Source organism: Ralstonia sp. TCR112 (assembly GCF_007997035.1).
GTDB classification, from domain to species: Bacteria; Pseudomonadota; Gammaproteobacteria; order Burkholderiales; family Burkholderiaceae; genus Ralstonia; species Ralstonia edaphi.
Map to the genome: position 1 here is coordinate 39,001 of NZ_VOSS01000005.1, position 15,088 is coordinate 54,088.

Below are 15,088 nucleotides of genomic sequence, written 5' to 3' on the forward strand. Positions count from 1 at the left end.
TCCCTTCCAAGCGCGCGGTTGGGTTCCGGTCGGCGCGCTAGAATGCCCTCATCCGACCGATTTTTCCGTTTGTTGCTTCGCCCATGACTTATTGCGTCGCCATGCGCCTGGACGCAGGCCTTGTGTTCCTGTCCGACTCCCGTACCAATGCGGGCGTGGACGCGATTTCCACGTTCCGCAAGATGACCGTCTTCGAACGCGAAGGCGATCGCGTCATGGTGCTGCTGACGGCGGGCAATCTCGCCATCAGCCAGGCGGTGCGCCAGGTGTTGACCGAAGCGCGCGGCAAGCCCCGCTCGCTCTGGACGGCGCGTGACATGTTCGAGGCAGCCACGATCGTTGGCGAGGCCGTGCGCGATGTCTACGACCGCGATGCCGCAGCACTGGCCAAGGCCAAGATCGATTTCAACGTCAGCATCATCTTCGGCGGACAAATCGGCGCAGAACGGCCGCGCCTGTTCAACGTCTACGCGGCTGGAAACTTCATTGAGGCCACGCCCGAGAACTGCTATTTCCAGATCGGCGAAGCCAAGTACGGCAAGCCCATCATCGACCGCGTCGTCAGTCCGGGGCTGCCGTTGGGCGAAGCCGCAAAATGCGCGCTGATCTCGATGGATTCGACGCTGAAGTCGAATATTTCCGTGGGTTTACCGCTGGATCTGCTGGTCTACGAGGCTGACTCCCTGCGCGTGACGCGCTTTGTCGCCATTGATGAAGAGAACCCCTATTTCGCGATGATTCGCGGCACCTGGGGCAAGCGTCTGCGCCAGGTGTTTGCCGAAATCGACGATCCCGATTGGGAAACCGGCACTTCGCCGTCGCACCCGCTGCGCCGGGAGGGGCATCCTTCTGCAGAAGTGGGCCCCGTGCGCATTGCACCGCCCGCGCCCGACACGCCCGCCGCGCCGGAACGCGCGCCCGGCCCTGCGCTGGAGCAGGTCTCCACGATCCAGCGCGTGGCGGGCGGAACGCAAAAGTCGCGTTGAACGGAAGAGGGACTTGCGATGCGCGATGTGATGCTTTTTTCGCATGCCAACGGCTTCCCCGTGGGGACGTATCGCAAGATGCTGGGCGTGCTGAGTGACGAATTCGACATCCGTGCCGTGGAACGCTTCGGGCATGACCCGCGTTTTCCGGTCACGCGTTCCTGGCCGGGGCTGGTGAAAGAGCTGCTCGCCGAAATCGACGGGCAGGCCGAGCCGGTCTGGCTGGTGGGGCATTCGCTCGGGGGCTTCCTGAGCCTGATGGCGGCGCTGCGCAGGCCCGAGCGCGTGCGCGGCGTCGTGATGCTCGATTCGCCGATCATCGCAGGATGGCGGGCCAAGCTGCTGCGCGTCGCGCAATGGCTGGACATCGATGAAAGCCAGTCGCCGGCCGCCGCGACGAAGAACCGGCGTCACCTCTGGCCCGATCGCGATGCCGTCTGGAGCCACTTCAAAGCCAAGCGGAAGTTCGATCGTTGGGATGAAGACGTGCTGCGCGACTACGTTGAGCATGGTACCGAGCCCACCGGACGTGACCACGAACGCACACTGCGTTTCTCACGCGAAATCGAATACCAGATCTACCGGACGTTGCCGACCAACATGGGGCGCAAGGTGGCCGGCGGTACGGCGTTCCCGGTCAGTTTTGTGGCGGGCACGCGTTCGCGTGAGATCCGGCAGGTCGGACTGGGTGCCACGCGGCGCATCGTCGGCAGCAGGCTGCGCTGGATCGAGGGCAGCCATCTCTATCCGATGGAAAAACCACTGGAAACGGCCGGGTTGATCCGTGAGCTGATCAACGAAATGCGCGCCAACGCAGGCGCCATGCGGCACGCCGCGTAGGTGAAGCGGCCTCAAGGCAAATTCCACCGATCTGTCACGGATCGAAGGGGGGACCTTTGCTATAATCCGGCTTTCCCCGGCAAGCTAGGTCATGACCAAGTTCGTATTCGTTACCGGTGGCGTAGTGTCCTCACTCGGCAAGGGCATCGCCGCCGCCTCGCTCGCGGCCATTCTTGAGTCGCGCGGCCTCAAAGTCACCCTCCTCAAACTCGATCCTTACATCAACGTCGACCCGGGCACGATGAGCCCGTTCCAGCACGGCGAAGTGTTTGTGACCGAGGACGGCGCAGAAACCGACCTCGATCTTGGCCACTACGAGCGTTTCGTCTCGGCCAAGATGCGCAAGGCGAACAACTTCACCACCGGCCAGATTTACGAATCCGTGATCCGCAAGGAGCGTCGCGGCGAGTATCTCGGCAAGACGGTGCAGGTCATTCCGCATATCACCAACGAAATCCAGGCGTTCATCGAGCGCGGCGCCGCTGCATCGCACGACGGCAAGGCCGATGTGGCGATCGTGGAAATCGGCGGTACGGTGGGCGATATCGAATCGCTGCCGTTCCTGGAGGCCGCTCGCCAGATGAGCCTGCGCCTGGGCCGCAACCAGGTGGCGTTTGCGCACCTGACGCTGGTGCCGTTCATTGCCAGCGCCGGCGAGCTGAAGACCAAGCCGACCCAGCACTCGGTGCAGAAGCTGCGCGAAATCGGCGTGCAGCCGACCGCGCTGCTGTGCCGCGCCGACCGCCCGATTCCCGACGATGAACGCGCGAAGATTTCGCTCTTCGCCAACATGCCGCAAGACGCGGTCATCTCGGTGTGGGATGTCGACACCATCTACAAGATCCCGCAGATGCTCAACGAGCAGGGGCTGGATCGCATCATCTGCGAAGAGCTGCGCATCGAAGCGCCGCCGGCGGACCTGTCCGTGTGGGCGCACATGGTGCACACGCTGGAAAATCCGCAGCACGAAATCACCATCGGCATGGTCGGCAAGTACGTTGACCTGACCGAGTCGTACAAGTCGCTGATCGAAGCGCTGCGCCACGCCGGCCTGCACACTTCGACGCGCGTCAATATCGAGTACATCGATTCTGAAGAGCTCGAATCGGGCCATACGCAGGTGCTTGACACGCTCGACGCGGTGCTGGTGCCGGGCGGCTTCGGCAAGCGCGGCACGGAAGGCAAGATCCGCGCAATTCAATATGCGCGCGAAAAAGGCGTGCCGTACCTTGGCATCTGCCTGGGGATGCAGTTGGCCGTGATTGAATTCGCGCGCCATCTGGCCGGCATGAAGGACGCCAACAGCACGGAATTCAACGACGAGACCGAACACCCGGTGGTCGCGCTCATCACCGAATGGCTGGACCACGATGGCCGCGTTGAAAAGCGCTCGGCCGACTCCGACATGGGCGGCACCATGCGCCTGGGCTCGCAGCGCGTGCCGGTTCAGCCGGGCACCAAGGCGGCAGCGATCTACGGTGCGGAAGTCAACGAACGCCATCGCCATCGCTACGAGGTGAACAACCACTACGTGCCGCAGCTGGAAAAGGCCGGGATGATCATCTCCGCCCGTACGCCGTCGGAAAACCTGCCGGAAATGATGGAACTGCCGGCGTCGATGCACCCGTGGTTCGTCGGCGTGCAGTTCCATCCGGAATTCACCTCGACGCCGCGTGACGGCCACCCGCTGTTCAAGGCCTACGTGGAAGCCGCGCTGGCGCATCACAACCAGACCGCGCAACGCGCTGTCGCCTAACGCGCTGGCGCACGGGAAATACGATGAAACTCTGCGATTTCGAAGTCGGCCTCGACAAACCGTTCTTCCTGATTGCCGGCACTTGCGTGATCGAATCCGAGCAGATGGCGATCGACACCGCCGGCACGCTCAAGGAAATCACCGGGGCGCTGGGCATTCCGTTCATCTACAAGTCGTCGTTCGACAAGGCCAACCGCTCGTCGGACGCTTCGTTCCGCGGCTTGGGCATGGAAGAGGGCCTGCGCATCCTGGTGGAAGTGCGCCGCCAGGTGGGCGTGCCGGTGCTGACCGACATCCACGAGATCGACGAGATTAAGCCGGTAGCGGAGGTCGTGGACGTCCTGCAGACGCCGGCGTTCCTGTGCCGCCAGACCGATTTCATCCGTGCTTGCGCGCAGAGCGGCAAGCCCGTCAACATCAAGAAGGGCCAGTTTCTCGCGCCGCACGACATGAAGAACGTCATCGACAAGGCGCGTCACGCGGCTCGCGATGCCGGCCTGCCGGAAGACAACTTCATGGCCTGCGAGCGTGGCGCTTCGTTCGGTTACAACAATCTCGTGTCGGACATGCGCTCGCTGGCGATCATGCGCGAGACGGGGGCGCCGGTGGTGTTCGACGCTACGCATTCGGTGCAGCTGCCGGGCGGCCAGGGCACCAGCTCGGGCGGCCAGCGCGAGTTCGTGCCGGTGCTGGCCCGTGCCGCCATCGCCGTGGGGGTTTCGGGTGTCTTCATGGAAACGCACCCTGATCCGGCATGCGCCAAATCAGATGGCCCGAATGCCGTGCCGCTGCGCCGCATGAAAGACTTGCTGTCAGTACTGAAAGAACTGGATGCGCTCACCAAGCGCAGCGGTTTCCTGGAAAATCAGTTCGACTGATTCTTCCGACCATCGGCGGCCACACCAGCCGCCGCTGTCGTTTTCGGTTCAGCACAGTTCAGTTTTGGTTTCGGCATCCGGAGAGAGACACATGGCCGCTGGCTACATCCTCGCGTACGTGGACGTGACAGACCCCGTGCAATACGAGCAATACAAGACGCTGTCGACCAAGGCCATGCAAGCGCATGGCGCCGAACCGCTGGTGCGCGGCGGCAAGACCGAGCAACTGGAAGGCGAGTGGAACCCCACCCGCATCGTCGTGCTCAAGTTCCCGAGCTACGACGCTGCCAAGGCGTTCTACGACAGCGAGGAATATCTCGCTGCACGGAATGCGCGCGCCAAGGCTGCCAACATGAACATGATCGTGGTCGAAGGCGTTTGAGCTGCCTGTCGACCTCGTAGCATTACCTGCTTTAAGACACCAAGAGGGATTTTCATGAGTGCCATCGTAGATATCATCGGTCGCGAAGTGCTGGACTCGCGCGGCAACCCCACCGTCGAATGCGACGTGCTGCTCGAATCGGGCGTGATGGGCCGTGCAGCGGTGCCGTCGGGTGCATCCACCGGCTCGCGCGAAGCCATCGAACTGCGTGACGGCGACAAGTCGCGCTACCTGGGCAAGGGCGTGCTCAAGGCCGTCGAGCACATCAACACCGAGATCTCCGAGGCCATCATGGGCCTGGACGCATCGGAACAGGCGTTCCTGGACCGCACCCTGATCGACCTGGACGGCACCGAGAACAAGAGCCGCCTGGGCGCAAACGCCATGCTGGCCGTGTCGATGGCCGTCGCCAAGGCCGCTGCTGAGGAAGCCGGCCTGCCGCTGTACCGCTACTTCGGCGGCTCGGGCGCCATGCAGATGCCGGTGCCGATGATGAACATCGTCAACGGCGGCGCGCACGCCAACAACAGCCTGGACATCCAGGAATTCATGGTAATGCCGGTGGGCCAGTCGAGCTTCCGTGAAGCCCTGCGCTGCGGCGCAGAGATCTTCCACGCGCTGAAGAAGATCCTGGCTGATAAGGGCATGAGCACGGCCGTGGGCGACGAAGGCGGTTTCGCACCGAACTTCGCCAGCAACGAAGAGTGCCTGAACACCATCCTGTCGGCCATCGAGCAGGCCGGCTACAAGGCTGGCGAAGACGTGCTGCTCGCGCTGGATTGCGCCGCGTCGGAGTTCTACAAGGATGGCAAGTACCACCTCGAAGGCGAGGGCCTGCAGCTGTCGTCGGAAGACTTTGCCAACTACCTGGCGAACCTGGCTGACAAGTTCCCGATCGTGTCGATCGAAGACGGCATGCACGAGAGCGACTGGGCAGGCTGGAAGGCCCTGACCGAGAAGCTCGGCAAGAAGGTGCAGCTGGTGGGCGACGATCTGTTCGTCACCAACACCAAGATCCTGAAGGAAGGTATCGAGAAGGGCATCGCCAACTCGATCCTCATCAAGATCAACCAGATCGGCACGCTGACCGAGACGTTCGCCGCCATCGAGATGGCCAAGCGCGCCGGCTACACCGCCGTGATCTCGCACCGCTCGGGCGAAACCGAAGACAGCACGATCGCCGACATCGCTGTTGGCACGAACGCCGGCCAGATCAAGACCGGTTCGCTGTCGCGCTCGGACCGCATGGCCAAGTACAACCAGCTGCTGCGCATCGAAGAAGACCTCGGTGATATCGCCAGCTACCCGGGCAAGTCGGCGTTCTATAACCTGCGATAATCCCTCGCAGTTTTGCCCCGCATGACTGTGCGACCGCCGCTCTGGCGGTCGCATGGTATTTGGGGCCCGAGTACCGCCAACGCTTGCCTCTATGCGCCTGATTACGCTGTTCCTGCTGCTGTTGCTGCTTGCCATCCAGTACCCGCTTTGGCTGGGCAAGGGCGGCTGGCTGCGCGTGTGGGACATGCAGAAGCAGGTGACGGCGCAGAATCAGCGCAACGCTGAACTGAAGCAGCGCAACGCCAAGCTCGAAGGCGAAGTGAAGGATCTGAAGGAAGGCACGGGCGCCATTGAAGAGCGCGCGCGCTATGAGCTGGGCATGGTGAAGGACGACGAAGGCTTCGTGCAGTTCGTCGCGCCGGCCCCGAAAACCAGCGAAACCCCGCCGCCGCCTCCTCCTCCGGCGGGACAGCAGCTGCATCACTGAGTCCGCTGGGGCACGCGCCCTGCATGCGCGTCCGTCTTGAAGGCAAATTCCGCGATTTACCAGTAGTACGGATAGCCCCACACGGGGGCGCCGTAGCTGACGCCCCAGCCGCCACGGTGACGCCATCCGCTGCCGTAGTACACCGAATAGCCTCCGTAGTATGGATACGGCGCGTAGTACGGCGTCGTTGCATAAGCGCGCGCTTCGGCATCGCGTCGGATGGCTTGATCGGATTCGCGTAGCGCCTTCGCATTCAGCGCGTCCAGCTTCTTGCGGTCTTCCGCCGATAACGCCACCGGTGGCGCAGCCTGCGTATCGTTCTGCAGCCGGGCGGTGTAAGGTGTACCGCCCGGGCCGCGCGGCACAGCGACGCAGGCCGAAGCCAGCAGTGCCGCACCAATCGGCAGTGCCAGCGCGCGAGCGAAATTCAGGGATGGCAAAGACGAGGAAGTGAGCTTGAGCATGGTGCGTTCCGCAGCAAGCGGCAGATGACGGATCCGGCGATTTAGAGCGTGGGCGGCACCGATAAGTGCCGGGCGCCACGCGCACTTCATACTATGTCGCCGTGCTCAGTGGCGCTGGTCGGATGCGCTCTGGATACCTTGTGCGACGGTCTCCTGAGCGAAGAGCTGAGCACAGTCGACGGCGTCAAAGCTGTAGTGCTGGCCGCAGAATTCGCAGTCGATTTCCACCTTGCCACGCTCTTCCAGAATGCTGTCGACCTCGGGTTGACCCAGCGTGCGCAGCATGGAGCCCACGCGCAGCCGAGAGCACGAGCACCGGAAACGCGGGCTCTGCGGCTCGAACATGCGGATGCCGGCGGCTTCCATTTCTTCCCAGTACAGGCGCTTGATCAGCGTGTCGATGGGCTGCTCAAGCAATTCGTCACGGCGCAGCGTCTTGCCGAGCTGGCAGACGCGTTCCCACGTGTCGAGGTCTTGCTCCTGCACGTCCTGGTGCAGCGGCTGGCCGGTCTCGCCGACCTGCGCGGGCGCGTGGCCCGTGCGGCCTTCCATCGCACCGCCATACGAAGGCAAGCGCTGCAGCAGCATGCCCGACGCGACCTTGTTGTCAGCCGCCAGCCACAGGCGCGTGTCCAGCTGCTCAGAGCTTTGCATGTAGTGCTCAAGCACCTCGGTGATGCTCGCGAGTGGCCCGTTTTCGTCCGACAGCGGCACGATGCCCTGATACGGCTGCTGGCCGGGCAGCTTGTCTTGCGGATCCAGCGTGATGGCGAAGCGTCCGTTGCCGTGCACATTGACCATGGCGGCCAGCGTGGCGTCGTCGGCAATCTCGGCGCCTTCGGCGATCTTGGCCGTGGCGCGCATCGACAGGTCGGAGTTGCACTCGACGACCAGCATGTGCACCGGGCCGTCGCCGTGCAGCTGCATGACGAGCGCGCCGTTGAACTTGAGATTGGCCGACAGCAGCGCGGCGGCGGCCATCATCTCGCCCAACAGCGTACTGACCGGGGCAGGGTAGCGGCGGCGGCCCAGCACCTCTTGCCACGTCCCTTCCAGACGCACCAGTTCACCGCGCACGGGCGCGGCGTCGAATACAAATTTCTTCAGCTCGTCAGTCATCCATCGATCCGTTTCAGTTGCTGCTTGTACATCGCCTGGCGCACCGCATACGTTTCGGTGTTCAGGTGCATCTTGGCGATGTCGTCTTCCGTCAGTTTGCGCACCGCCTTCGCAGGCGCGCCCAGAATGAGTGTGCCGTCTTCAAAGACCTTGCCTTCGGTGACGATCGCGCCCGCGCCCACCAGGCAGTTCTTGCCGATCACCGCGCGATTGAGCACCACCGCCTGGATGCCGATCAGCGAGCCCTCGCCAATCGTGCACCCATGCAGCATGGCCTGGTGGCCGATCGTTACGCGGTCGCCGATGTTCAGCGGGCAGCCCGGATCGGTGTGCAGCACCGAGCCTTCCTGCACGTTGCTGGCCTCGCCCACGGTAATCGGCTCGTTGTCGCCACGGATGACGGCGGCGGGCCACACGCTTGCGCGTGCTTTCAGCTCCACGCGGCCGATGACGGTCGCTTCAGGGGCCACATAGGCGTTGGCGTCAATGGTCGGTGCAACATCGCCGAGTTGGTAGAGGGCCATGCGATCGGTCTCCAGAATCTGCGTAGGTGGGGGAAAAGGGCGCGTCTTCAAGCTTGCCGGGCAAGGCAGGCCGATGCGTCGAATTAAAATGGCGGAAAGTCCAAATTGTACGCTGATGACCGCTCCGCAACCTCGCCACCAAACGCCCGCTGACACGCTCCGTCATGCTGCCCTTGCCGCGCTCTGTCTCACCGATCCGGCCAGCAAGGTGGACGCCACGCTGCGTCTGGGCGAGCGCTCCAAGGGCGTCGACGCCGCGCGCTGGGGCATTGATGAAGCCATTGCGGCTCCGGAAAGCGGTGTGCCCGGGCGGCCCGACGCTCCGGTGCTCGTGCCGCCTGCTGAGGTTCCGCGTCGCCGTGCGATCGATACGCCACGCGGTCGCGGCGCTTTGCTCCACGCGCTCGCGCATATTGAATTCAACGCCATCAATCTTGCGCTCGACGCCGTGTGGCGTTTTGCTGGCATGCCGGTGGCTTTCTACGAAGACTGGACGCGCGTGGCGGCAGAAGAGGCGACGCACTTTTCGCTGCTTTCCGCCCATCTGGCCACGCTCGATTGCCGCTACGGCGATCATCCCGCCCACGACGGCCTGTGGCAGATGACGGAGAAAACCGCCGCCGATCCGCTCGCGCGCATGGCGCTCGTGCCGCGCACGCTGGAGGCGCGGGGGCTCGATGCTTCACCGCCGATCCGGGCCAAGCTCGCGCAGGCTGGCGACATGGCGGCTGCAGGCATCCTCGACATCATCCTGCGGGACGAGATTGGGCACGTAGCGGTCGGCAACCGCTGGTACCGCTGGCTCTGCGAGCGCGCGGGGCTGGACCCCGTGCCGACGTATCGCAAGCTGGCCGAGCAGTACGGTGCGCCGCGTTTGCGCGGGCCCTTCAACCTCGAAGCCCGGCGTCAGGCCGGTTTCGACGACGACGAAATTGCCGCGCTGGAAGCCTCGTTCTAAGCGCTACAGGGTTGTCCATCCACCGCTATAATCGCCAGAAAAAGAACGATCGTTCGATTTCTATTCGGTGACGGAAACCATGGACTCCACCACACAGCCTGCCGCACGTCAGGCCTCCCGCTCGACCTTTCTGCCCGTGCGCGGCCTGCGCTACCACATCCGCGAATGGGGCGAGTCGGGGGCGCCCATCCTCTTCCTGTTTCATGGGTGGATGGATGTGTCGGCATCGTTCCAGTTTCTGGTCGATGCGCTGCGCGAGCGCTGGCATATCGTGGCACCGGATTGGCGCGGCTATGGCCAGTCTGCCCGGCCCACCGATGCCCCCGGCGTCGAGAGCTACTGGTTTGCCGACTACGTGGCCGACCTTGAAGCCATCATCGATCACTATCAGCCGGAGGGGCAGGTGACGCTGGTCGGGCACAGCTTGGGCGCCAACGTGGTGTGCCTGTACGCGGGCATCCGGCCCGAGCGCGTTCGGCGTGTGGTCGACTTGGAAGGCTTCGGCATGTCGGCGTCGAAGGCGTCGCAGGCGCCGCGCCGCTATGCGCGCTGGCTCGATGAACTGAAGGACAAGCCGCGTCTCAACACTTACGCCACCGTCGAAGACGTCGCCGCGCGCCTCCAGAAAACGAATCCGCGTCTGCCGGCCGACAAGGCGGCATTCCTGGCGCAGCACTGGTCGAGCCGGAATGCCGAAGGCCGCTGGGAAATCCTTGGCGACCCGGCGCACAAGATCATCAATCCGCAGCTGTATCGGTTGGATGAGGTGATGGAAATCTGGCGCCGTGTTACCGCGCCCGTGCTGCACGTTGAGGCAGTCGATTCGCCCACACTAAAAGCCATTGCAGGCGACGTGCCGCTGGCCGAATTCAAGACGCGCTTTGCGGCGTTTCCTGATTTCCGTGAGGTGCTCATTGCGGATGCGGGCCACATGCTGCATCACGACCAGCCGGAGCAGGTGGCCGCGCTCATCGAAGAGTTCTGCATGCAGCGTTGAGCGGAAGCTCAATCAAGAAACCGCTGTGCCGTGCCCGGCGGCGGCAGGATGCAGGTGTCTGACCGCCCAAACCATCGATAGCGGTTGCGTGCGATGCGGCGGTAAACGGCGTCGCGCAGTCTTGCCGGGATCAACCAACCGATCCATGCCAACCGCCACGGCCAGCCGAGCACATGCAGGATGCGCAGGACGGCGGCGCTTTCCCGCCATGCCTTGCCGTCACGCACGAACAGGACGGTATCGACGTCATCCGGATTCACGCCGGCCTGCGCAAGCAATCGTCGCCCGGTCTCGCCTTGCATGGAGGCAAAGCGCAGCGCGCCTTGTCGATCATGTCGCAGCAGAAACTGGATGGAGCCGCTGCACAGCAGGCAATGCGCATCGTAGACGACGATCATGCGCGCTCCGCCGTCGCCAGATCCAGATAACCTCGATACGCCGCCACCACGCCGAGCAACGGCAGGCTGGCGCGGACGTTGAAGTGGAAGCGGTCACCGTCACCGGACTCTTCGGCCAACACGGCAGGCCGCAGCCAAACAGGGCACGGGATGCCGAGAAAGCGCAAGCCTTTCAGGCGCATCTGCAACACACCGTGATTCGCCTCCAGCGCAAAGAACAGACGCACCGCGCCGAGCCGCTCTGTGAGGCGCCCCTTGTGCAGGGATAGCGTCGAGCGCATCGTGTGGCGCGGGAAATGGCGCGTCCAGGTTTCTTCCGTGGCACCAGCGTTGAGCGTAATGCGGATCGGGCCACACGTCGGCGTACGCGGCGTACGGATGCACCACGCAAGCACGCGTGCGAGGCGCGACGCGGGCGGTTCCGTTTCGACCTCGCCGTGCAGGGTCACCGCGCCGGTCATTCGGTGGAATGTCTGCACGGCCGGCGCCAGCTCCGCATATCGCGCGCCAAGCACAGTTTCGTAGAGCGACGGTGCGCGCATGCGAGAAGTTATTCCGCCGTGACATGCAGCTTTGTCTGCAGCCCCGCATCGTTGCTCGAGTGCGTATGCACGAGCGTCTTGTCCGGATTCGCGTAGCGGTAAGCCCGCCGCAGCGCCATCGCCACCTCGTGGAAGCCCGACAGAATCAGCTTCTGCTTGTTCGGATACAGCGCGATATCGCCGGCGGCAAACACGCCTGGGCGCGAGGTCTCGTACGCCGTTGTTTCCACCGTGATCCGGCCCGCGCGCATTTCCACGCCCCAGTTGGCAATAGGGCCCGGCTCGGAGACCAGCCCATACAGCGCGATCAGTTCGTCGCACGGCAGCACGGTTTCGCCGTCGCGCCCGCGGATGGCTGCGCCGGTGAGTGTGCCGTCGGGCGTGCTGTCCAGGCGCGAAAGCATGCCGAGCACGAAGTCCATTTCGCCGGCGGCCACGGCGGCGCGCATTTCTGCAACGCTCGCATCGGCCGCGCGGAAGCCCTCTCGCCGATGGACCAGCGTCACGCGTGCGGCCACGTTGCGCAACGCGAGTGCCCAGTCGAGCGCGGAATCCCCGCCGCCGGCAATGACGACGCGCTTGCCGGCGAAGCGCGCCGTGTCGCGGACGGCGTAATGGAGATGACGGCCTTCCAGCGCGGCCGCTTCAGGCAGGGCCACGCGTTGTGGCGTGAACGCGCCGTTGCCCGCCGTAATCAGGACGGCGGCGCAGTCGAACACGTCCCCGGCGCTTGTCGTGACGCGAAAGCGCTGGCCGTGCTCGGTTTCCAGCGTTTCGACGGTCTCAGCGCGTCGGTTGCAAAGAATGGGGTAGTTGAATGGCGCGCACTGGGCCATCAGTCGGTCGACAAGTTCCTGCGCTGTGCATGACACCAGCGCCGGGATGTCGTAGATGGGCTTTTCCGGGTACAGCTCCGTGCATTGGCCGCCCGGCCGGTCCAATGCATCCACCAGCACACACGACATGCCGAGCACGCCCGCCTGGAACGCCGCGAACAGGCCCACCGGCCCGGCCCCCACGACGAGCACGTCGATGCGTTGCTCCAAGGGCTGGGGGGAATCTGCGTTGAGGGTGGCGGCGGAAGTCATGGCAAAGCGTCGAGAACGAAACAATGCGGCCACTATAGCCCGCAGCAAGCGGCGCGCCGCGAACACCGCCACGGGCAGTCGGGTCTTCCGGATGCCAAACCGCGGCGGGATGGCGCCCCCGGTTGCGCGCCGCAGCAGTAAAATGGCGGAATGCCAAATCTCTCCGCCGCCTCCGCCCGAAATGCCGATCTGCACTGCCATTCCACGGTGTCGGACGGCATGCTCGCGCCGCACGAAGTGGCCGCCCGCGCTGCTGCCCACGGCGTGACACTTTGGGCATTGACCGACCACGACGAAGTGAGCGGGCAGGCCGCAGCACGTGAAGCCGCGACGGCGCTGGGCATGGATTACCTCTCTGGTGTGGAGATTTCGGTCACGTGGGCAGGGCGCACGCTGCACATCGTCGGCCTGGGTATCGATCCGGAAAACGCGGATCTGGTGGTGGGCCTGGAGCGCACACGCTCCGGTCGCTGCGCGCGTGCCGAAGACATCAGCGCCGCGCTGGCCAAGCTGGGCATCGAAGGCGCCTATGAAGGCGCGTTGCGCTATGCCGGTAATCCGGACATGGTCTCCCGCACGCACTTCGCGCGCTTCCTGGTCGAGCACGGCCACTGCCGGGATATCCACGAGGTGTTCGACCGCTACCTCGGCGACGGCAAGCCGGGCTACGTGCCGCATCGCTGGGCACGCCTGGCCGATGCGATCAACTGGATCAAAGGCGCGGGTGGCGTCGCAGTGATGGCGCATCCGGGGCGCTACACGCTGTCGCTGGTCGAGCACGGCGCCCTGTTCGATGAATTCAAGGCGCTGGGCGGCGAGGGCGTCGAGGTCATCACCGGCAGCCATACGCCCGACCAATACGCGTTGTATGCCGACGTCGCGCGCCGCTACGGCCTGCTGGCGTCGCGCGGTTCGGACTTCCACGGCCCGGGTGAGGGCCGCGTCGAACTCGGCACGCTGCCGCCGCTGCCCGACAACCTGACGCCGGTGTGGAGCCGGTGGATGTCCTGAGCGCGCGCCTGCCATGTCCCAGTTCTTCCAGATTCATCCGACCACGCCGCAAGGGCGGTTGATTCGCCAAGCGGCGGAGATCATCCGCGCTGGCGGCTTGGTCGCGCTGCCTACCGATTCCTGCTACGCGCTCGCCTGCCATCTGGACGACAAATCCGCCGTCGAGCGCCTGCGGCGCGTGCGCGGCATCGACGAAAAGCATCACCTCACGCTGATGTGCCGTGACCTTTCCGAGCTGGCCACGTTTGCGCGCGTCGACAACAAGCAATACCGCGTGCTGAAGGCGGCGACGCCCGGGCCGTTCGTCTTCCTGCTCGAGGCGACCAAGGAGGTGCCGCGCCGGCTTTCGCATCCGTCGCGCAAGACGATCGGCCTGCGCGTACCGGAACACGCGATTCCCCTGGCGCTGATGGCCGAACTCGGTGAGCCGCTGCTTTCCGCCACGCTGCAGCTGCCCGGCGACGACGAGCCGCTCAACGAGGCCGAGACCATTCGCGATCGGCTCGAAAAGCAGCTCGAACTCGTCATCGACGGCGGCCCGGCCCCGGCCGAACCCACCACCGTTATCGACCTGACGAGCGGCGAGCCCCAACTCGTGCGCCAGGGCCGGGGCGATCCTGCCCGCGTGGGCTTGTAGGCGACGCCTTGGCGCGTGCTTCGGTGGCGCCGTCGTGCGGCGCGCGCTTGCTACAATAGCCCGCCTATGGACCCCACACTGATCCAGAACATCGCGGTTTACGCGATTCCCGTCCTGTTTGCCATCACGCTGCATGAGGCGGCGCACGGCTATGTCGCGAAGCATTTCGGCGACGATACGGCCTATGTCATGGGCCGCATCAGCATCAATCCGCTGCGGCACATCGATCCCATCGGCACGATCGCGATGCCGCTGCTCCTGTATTTCGCCACCAAGGGCGCGTTCGTGTTCGGTTATGCCAAACCGGTGCCGGTGCGCTTTGGCCATCTGCGGGATCCGCGCTGGCATGGCATGTGGGTGGCGCTCGCTGGCCCCGCCACCAACTTTGTCCAGGCGATCTTTTGGGGCGTGCTGGCGGTTGTGTTCGCGGTGGGCGGCGTGAACGAGCCGTTCCTGATCGGCATGGCGCGCGCGGGCATTCTCGTCAATATGGTGATGGCGGCCTTCAACATGTTTCCGCTGCCACCGCTCGATGGCGGACGCGTGCTGGCTGCGCTCTTGCCGCCCCGTGTGGCGCTGGGCCTCTCGCGCATCGAGCCGTTCGGCTTCTTCATCGTGATGGCGTTGATCATTTCCAACGTCATTACCAATGTCTGGATGCGCCCCATCATGGCGCTGCTGTTTCAACTGCTGCAGTGGATTCTGAGTCCGTTGCAGATGCTGTTTTCCTGAGTCTTCAACTC

At 64.4% G+C, this 15,088-nt stretch carries 18 protein-coding genes; 12 read left to right on the forward strand and 6 right to left on the reverse strand.

Annotation, left to right across the window (positions count from 1 at the left end; translation table 11 throughout):
• Positions 1-83: 83 nt before the first annotated feature.
• The 7 genes from FUT88_RS02090 to ftsB all read left to right on the forward strand — a co-directional run bounded on the left by FUT88_RS02090 (position 84) and on the right by ftsB (position 6,607).
• Positions 84-986 (forward strand): peptidase, encoded by a 903-nt coding sequence (locus FUT88_RS02090; RefSeq protein WP_147213605.1) that lies wholly within the window; start codon positions 84-86, stop codon positions 984-986.
• 18 nt (positions 987-1,004) lie between these two features.
• On the forward strand, positions 1,005-1,826 hold the full coding sequence (locus tag FUT88_RS02095; protein ID WP_147213606.1) for an alpha/beta fold hydrolase: 822 nt from the start codon (positions 1,005-1,007) through the stop codon (positions 1,824-1,826).
• Between the two features lie 91 nt (positions 1,827-1,917).
• On the forward strand, positions 1,918-3,582 hold the full coding sequence (locus tag FUT88_RS02100) for a CTP synthase (RefSeq protein WP_147213607.1): 1,665 nt from the start codon (positions 1,918-1,920) through the stop codon (positions 3,580-3,582).
• A gap of 23 nt (positions 3,583-3,605) precedes the next feature.
• The gene (kdsA, locus tag FUT88_RS02105) at positions 3,606-4,460 is read left to right on the forward strand and encodes a 3-deoxy-8-phosphooctulonate synthase (protein WP_147213608.1); all 855 of its coding nucleotides are present in this window, start codon (positions 3,606-3,608) and stop codon (positions 4,458-4,460) included.
• Between the two features lie 91 nt (positions 4,461-4,551).
• The gene (locus tag FUT88_RS02110; RefSeq protein WP_065857508.1) at positions 4,552-4,842 is read left to right on the forward strand and encodes a DUF1330 domain-containing protein; all 291 of its coding nucleotides are present in this window, start codon (positions 4,552-4,554) and stop codon (positions 4,840-4,842) included.
• A 54-nt stretch (positions 4,843-4,896) separates the two neighbouring features.
• Positions 4,897-6,180, forward strand: coding sequence for a phosphopyruvate hydratase (eno, locus tag FUT88_RS02115; protein ID WP_009238483.1), 1,284 nt, complete (start codon positions 4,897-4,899; stop codon positions 6,178-6,180).
• A gap of 91 nt (positions 6,181-6,271) precedes the next feature.
• Positions 6,272-6,607, forward strand: a complete 336-nt coding sequence (gene ftsB / locus FUT88_RS02120) for a cell division protein FtsB (RefSeq protein ID WP_147213609.1) — start codon at positions 6,272-6,274, stop codon at positions 6,605-6,607.
• 56 nt (positions 6,608-6,663) lie between these two features.
• Here the strand turns inward: ftsB and FUT88_RS02125 are convergent, their stop codons facing one another.
• The 3 genes from FUT88_RS02125 to FUT88_RS02135 all read right to left on the reverse strand — a co-directional run bounded on the left by FUT88_RS02125 (position 6,664) and on the right by FUT88_RS02135 (position 8,714).
• Positions 6,664-7,071 (reverse strand): hypothetical protein, encoded by a 408-nt coding sequence (locus FUT88_RS02125; RefSeq protein ID WP_147213610.1) that lies wholly within the window; start codon positions 7,069-7,071, stop codon positions 6,664-6,666.
• A gap of 105 nt (positions 7,072-7,176) precedes the next feature.
• Entirely contained in the window at positions 7,177-8,190 is a 1,014-nt protein-coding gene (locus FUT88_RS02130) for an Hsp33 family molecular chaperone HslO (RefSeq protein WP_147213611.1), read from the reverse strand.
• Positions 8,187-8,714 carry a gamma carbonic anhydrase family protein gene (locus tag FUT88_RS02135; protein ID WP_147213612.1) on the reverse strand — a complete coding sequence of 176 codons (528 nt, stop codon included), beginning with the start codon at positions 8,712-8,714 and terminating at the stop codon, positions 8,187-8,189. The genes FUT88_RS02130 and FUT88_RS02135 overlap by 4 nt, the downstream gene beginning before the upstream one ends.
• 88 nt (positions 8,715-8,802) lie before the next feature.
• Between FUT88_RS02135 and FUT88_RS02140 the strand changes: the two genes are divergently transcribed.
• Both FUT88_RS02140 and FUT88_RS02145 read left to right on the forward strand, forming a co-directional pair.
• Positions 8,803-9,672 (forward strand): ferritin-like domain-containing protein, encoded by an 870-nt coding sequence (locus FUT88_RS02140; protein ID WP_410003863.1) that lies wholly within the window; start codon positions 8,803-8,805, stop codon positions 9,670-9,672.
• Between the two features lie 79 nt (positions 9,673-9,751).
• A complete protein-coding gene (locus FUT88_RS02145; protein ID WP_147213614.1) occupies positions 9,752-10,669 on the forward strand; it encodes an alpha/beta fold hydrolase in 918 nt (305 codons plus the stop codon).
• Positions 10,670-10,677: 8 nt separating this feature from the next.
• Here the strand turns inward: FUT88_RS02145 and FUT88_RS02150 are convergent, their stop codons facing one another.
• The 3 genes from FUT88_RS02150 to FUT88_RS02160 are packed head-to-tail and all read right to left on the reverse strand — an operon-like array spanning position 10,678 to position 12,697.
• A complete protein-coding gene (locus tag FUT88_RS02150) occupies positions 10,678-11,067 on the reverse strand; it encodes a thiol-disulfide oxidoreductase DCC family protein (RefSeq protein WP_147213615.1) in 390 nt (129 codons plus the stop codon).
• Complete coding sequence (locus tag FUT88_RS02155; RefSeq protein WP_147213616.1) at positions 11,064-11,609, reverse strand: DUF4166 domain-containing protein; 546 nt, start codon at positions 11,607-11,609, stop codon at positions 11,064-11,066. The genes FUT88_RS02150 and FUT88_RS02155 overlap by 4 nt, the downstream gene beginning before the upstream one ends.
• Before the next feature lie 8 nt (positions 11,610-11,617).
• Complete coding sequence (locus FUT88_RS02160) at positions 11,618-12,697, reverse strand: NAD(P)/FAD-dependent oxidoreductase (RefSeq protein WP_147213617.1); 1,080 nt, start codon at positions 12,695-12,697, stop codon at positions 11,618-11,620.
• Positions 12,698-12,847: 150 nt separating this feature from the next.
• On the opposite strand from FUT88_RS02160, the gene FUT88_RS02165 reads away from it, so the two are divergent.
• The 3 genes from FUT88_RS02165 to FUT88_RS02175 all read left to right on the forward strand — a co-directional run bounded on the left by FUT88_RS02165 (position 12,848) and on the right by FUT88_RS02175 (position 15,077).
• Entirely contained in the window at positions 12,848-13,708 is an 861-nt protein-coding gene (locus tag FUT88_RS02165) for a 3',5'-nucleoside bisphosphate phosphatase (RefSeq protein ID WP_147213618.1), read from the forward strand.
• 13 nt (positions 13,709-13,721) lie between these two features.
• The gene (locus tag FUT88_RS02170) at positions 13,722-14,345 is read left to right on the forward strand and encodes an L-threonylcarbamoyladenylate synthase (protein ID WP_147213619.1); all 624 of its coding nucleotides are present in this window, start codon (positions 13,722-13,724) and stop codon (positions 14,343-14,345) included.
• 66 nt (positions 14,346-14,411) lie between these two features.
• Entirely contained in the window at positions 14,412-15,077 is a 666-nt protein-coding gene (locus FUT88_RS02175; protein WP_147213620.1) for a site-2 protease family protein, read from the forward strand.
• Positions 15,078-15,088 lie beyond the last annotated feature (11 nt).

What these genes read in the sequence shown, in the direction of transcription:
- FUT88_RS02090 (WP_147213605.1), top strand. Translation starts at nt 84, where the DNA reads ATGACTTATTGCGTCGCCATGCGCCTGGACGCAGGCCTTGTGTTCCTG.
- FUT88_RS02095 (WP_147213606.1), top strand. Translation starts at nt 1,005, where the DNA reads ATGCGCGATGTGATGCTTTTTTCGCATGCCAACGGCTTCCCCGTGGGG.
- FUT88_RS02100 (WP_147213607.1), top strand. Translation starts at nt 1,918, where the DNA reads ATGACCAAGTTCGTATTCGTTACCGGTGGCGTAGTGTCCTCACTCGGC.
- kdsA (WP_147213608.1), top strand. Translation starts at nt 3,606, where the DNA reads ATGAAACTCTGCGATTTCGAAGTCGGCCTCGACAAACCGTTCTTCCTG.
- FUT88_RS02110 (WP_065857508.1), top strand. Translation starts at nt 4,552, where the DNA reads ATGGCCGCTGGCTACATCCTCGCGTACGTGGACGTGACAGACCCCGTG.
- eno (WP_009238483.1), top strand. Translation starts at nt 4,897, where the DNA reads ATGAGTGCCATCGTAGATATCATCGGTCGCGAAGTGCTGGACTCGCGC.
- ftsB (WP_147213609.1), top strand. Translation starts at nt 6,272, where the DNA reads ATGCGCCTGATTACGCTGTTCCTGCTGCTGTTGCTGCTTGCCATCCAG.
- FUT88_RS02125 (WP_147213610.1), bottom strand. Translation starts at nt 7,071, where the DNA reads ATGCTCAAGCTCACTTCCTCGTCTTTGCCATCCCTGAATTTCGCTCGC.
- FUT88_RS02130 (WP_147213611.1), bottom strand. Translation starts at nt 8,190, where the DNA reads ATGACTGACGAGCTGAAGAAATTTGTATTCGACGCCGCGCCCGTGCGC.
- FUT88_RS02135 (WP_147213612.1), bottom strand. Translation starts at nt 8,714, where the DNA reads ATGGCCCTCTACCAACTCGGCGATGTTGCACCGACCATTGACGCCAAC.
- FUT88_RS02140 (WP_410003863.1), top strand. Translation starts at nt 8,803, where the DNA reads ATGGCGGAAAGTCCAAATTGTACGCTGATGACCGCTCCGCAACCTCGC.
- FUT88_RS02145 (WP_147213614.1), top strand. Translation starts at nt 9,752, where the DNA reads ATGGACTCCACCACACAGCCTGCCGCACGTCAGGCCTCCCGCTCGACC.
- FUT88_RS02150 (WP_147213615.1), bottom strand. Translation starts at nt 11,067, where the DNA reads ATGATCGTCGTCTACGATGCGCATTGCCTGCTGTGCAGCGGCTCCATC.
- FUT88_RS02155 (WP_147213616.1), bottom strand. Translation starts at nt 11,609, where the DNA reads ATGCGCGCACCGTCGCTCTACGAAACTGTGCTTGGCGCGCGATATGCG.
- FUT88_RS02160 (WP_147213617.1), bottom strand. Translation starts at nt 12,697, where the DNA reads ATGACTTCCGCCGCCACCCTCAACGCAGATTCCCCCCAGCCCTTGGAG.
- FUT88_RS02165 (WP_147213618.1), top strand. Translation starts at nt 12,848, where the DNA reads ATGCCAAATCTCTCCGCCGCCTCCGCCCGAAATGCCGATCTGCACTGC.
- FUT88_RS02170 (WP_147213619.1), top strand. Translation starts at nt 13,722, where the DNA reads ATGTCCCAGTTCTTCCAGATTCATCCGACCACGCCGCAAGGGCGGTTG.
- FUT88_RS02175 (WP_147213620.1), top strand. Translation starts at nt 14,412, where the DNA reads ATGGACCCCACACTGATCCAGAACATCGCGGTTTACGCGATTCCCGTC.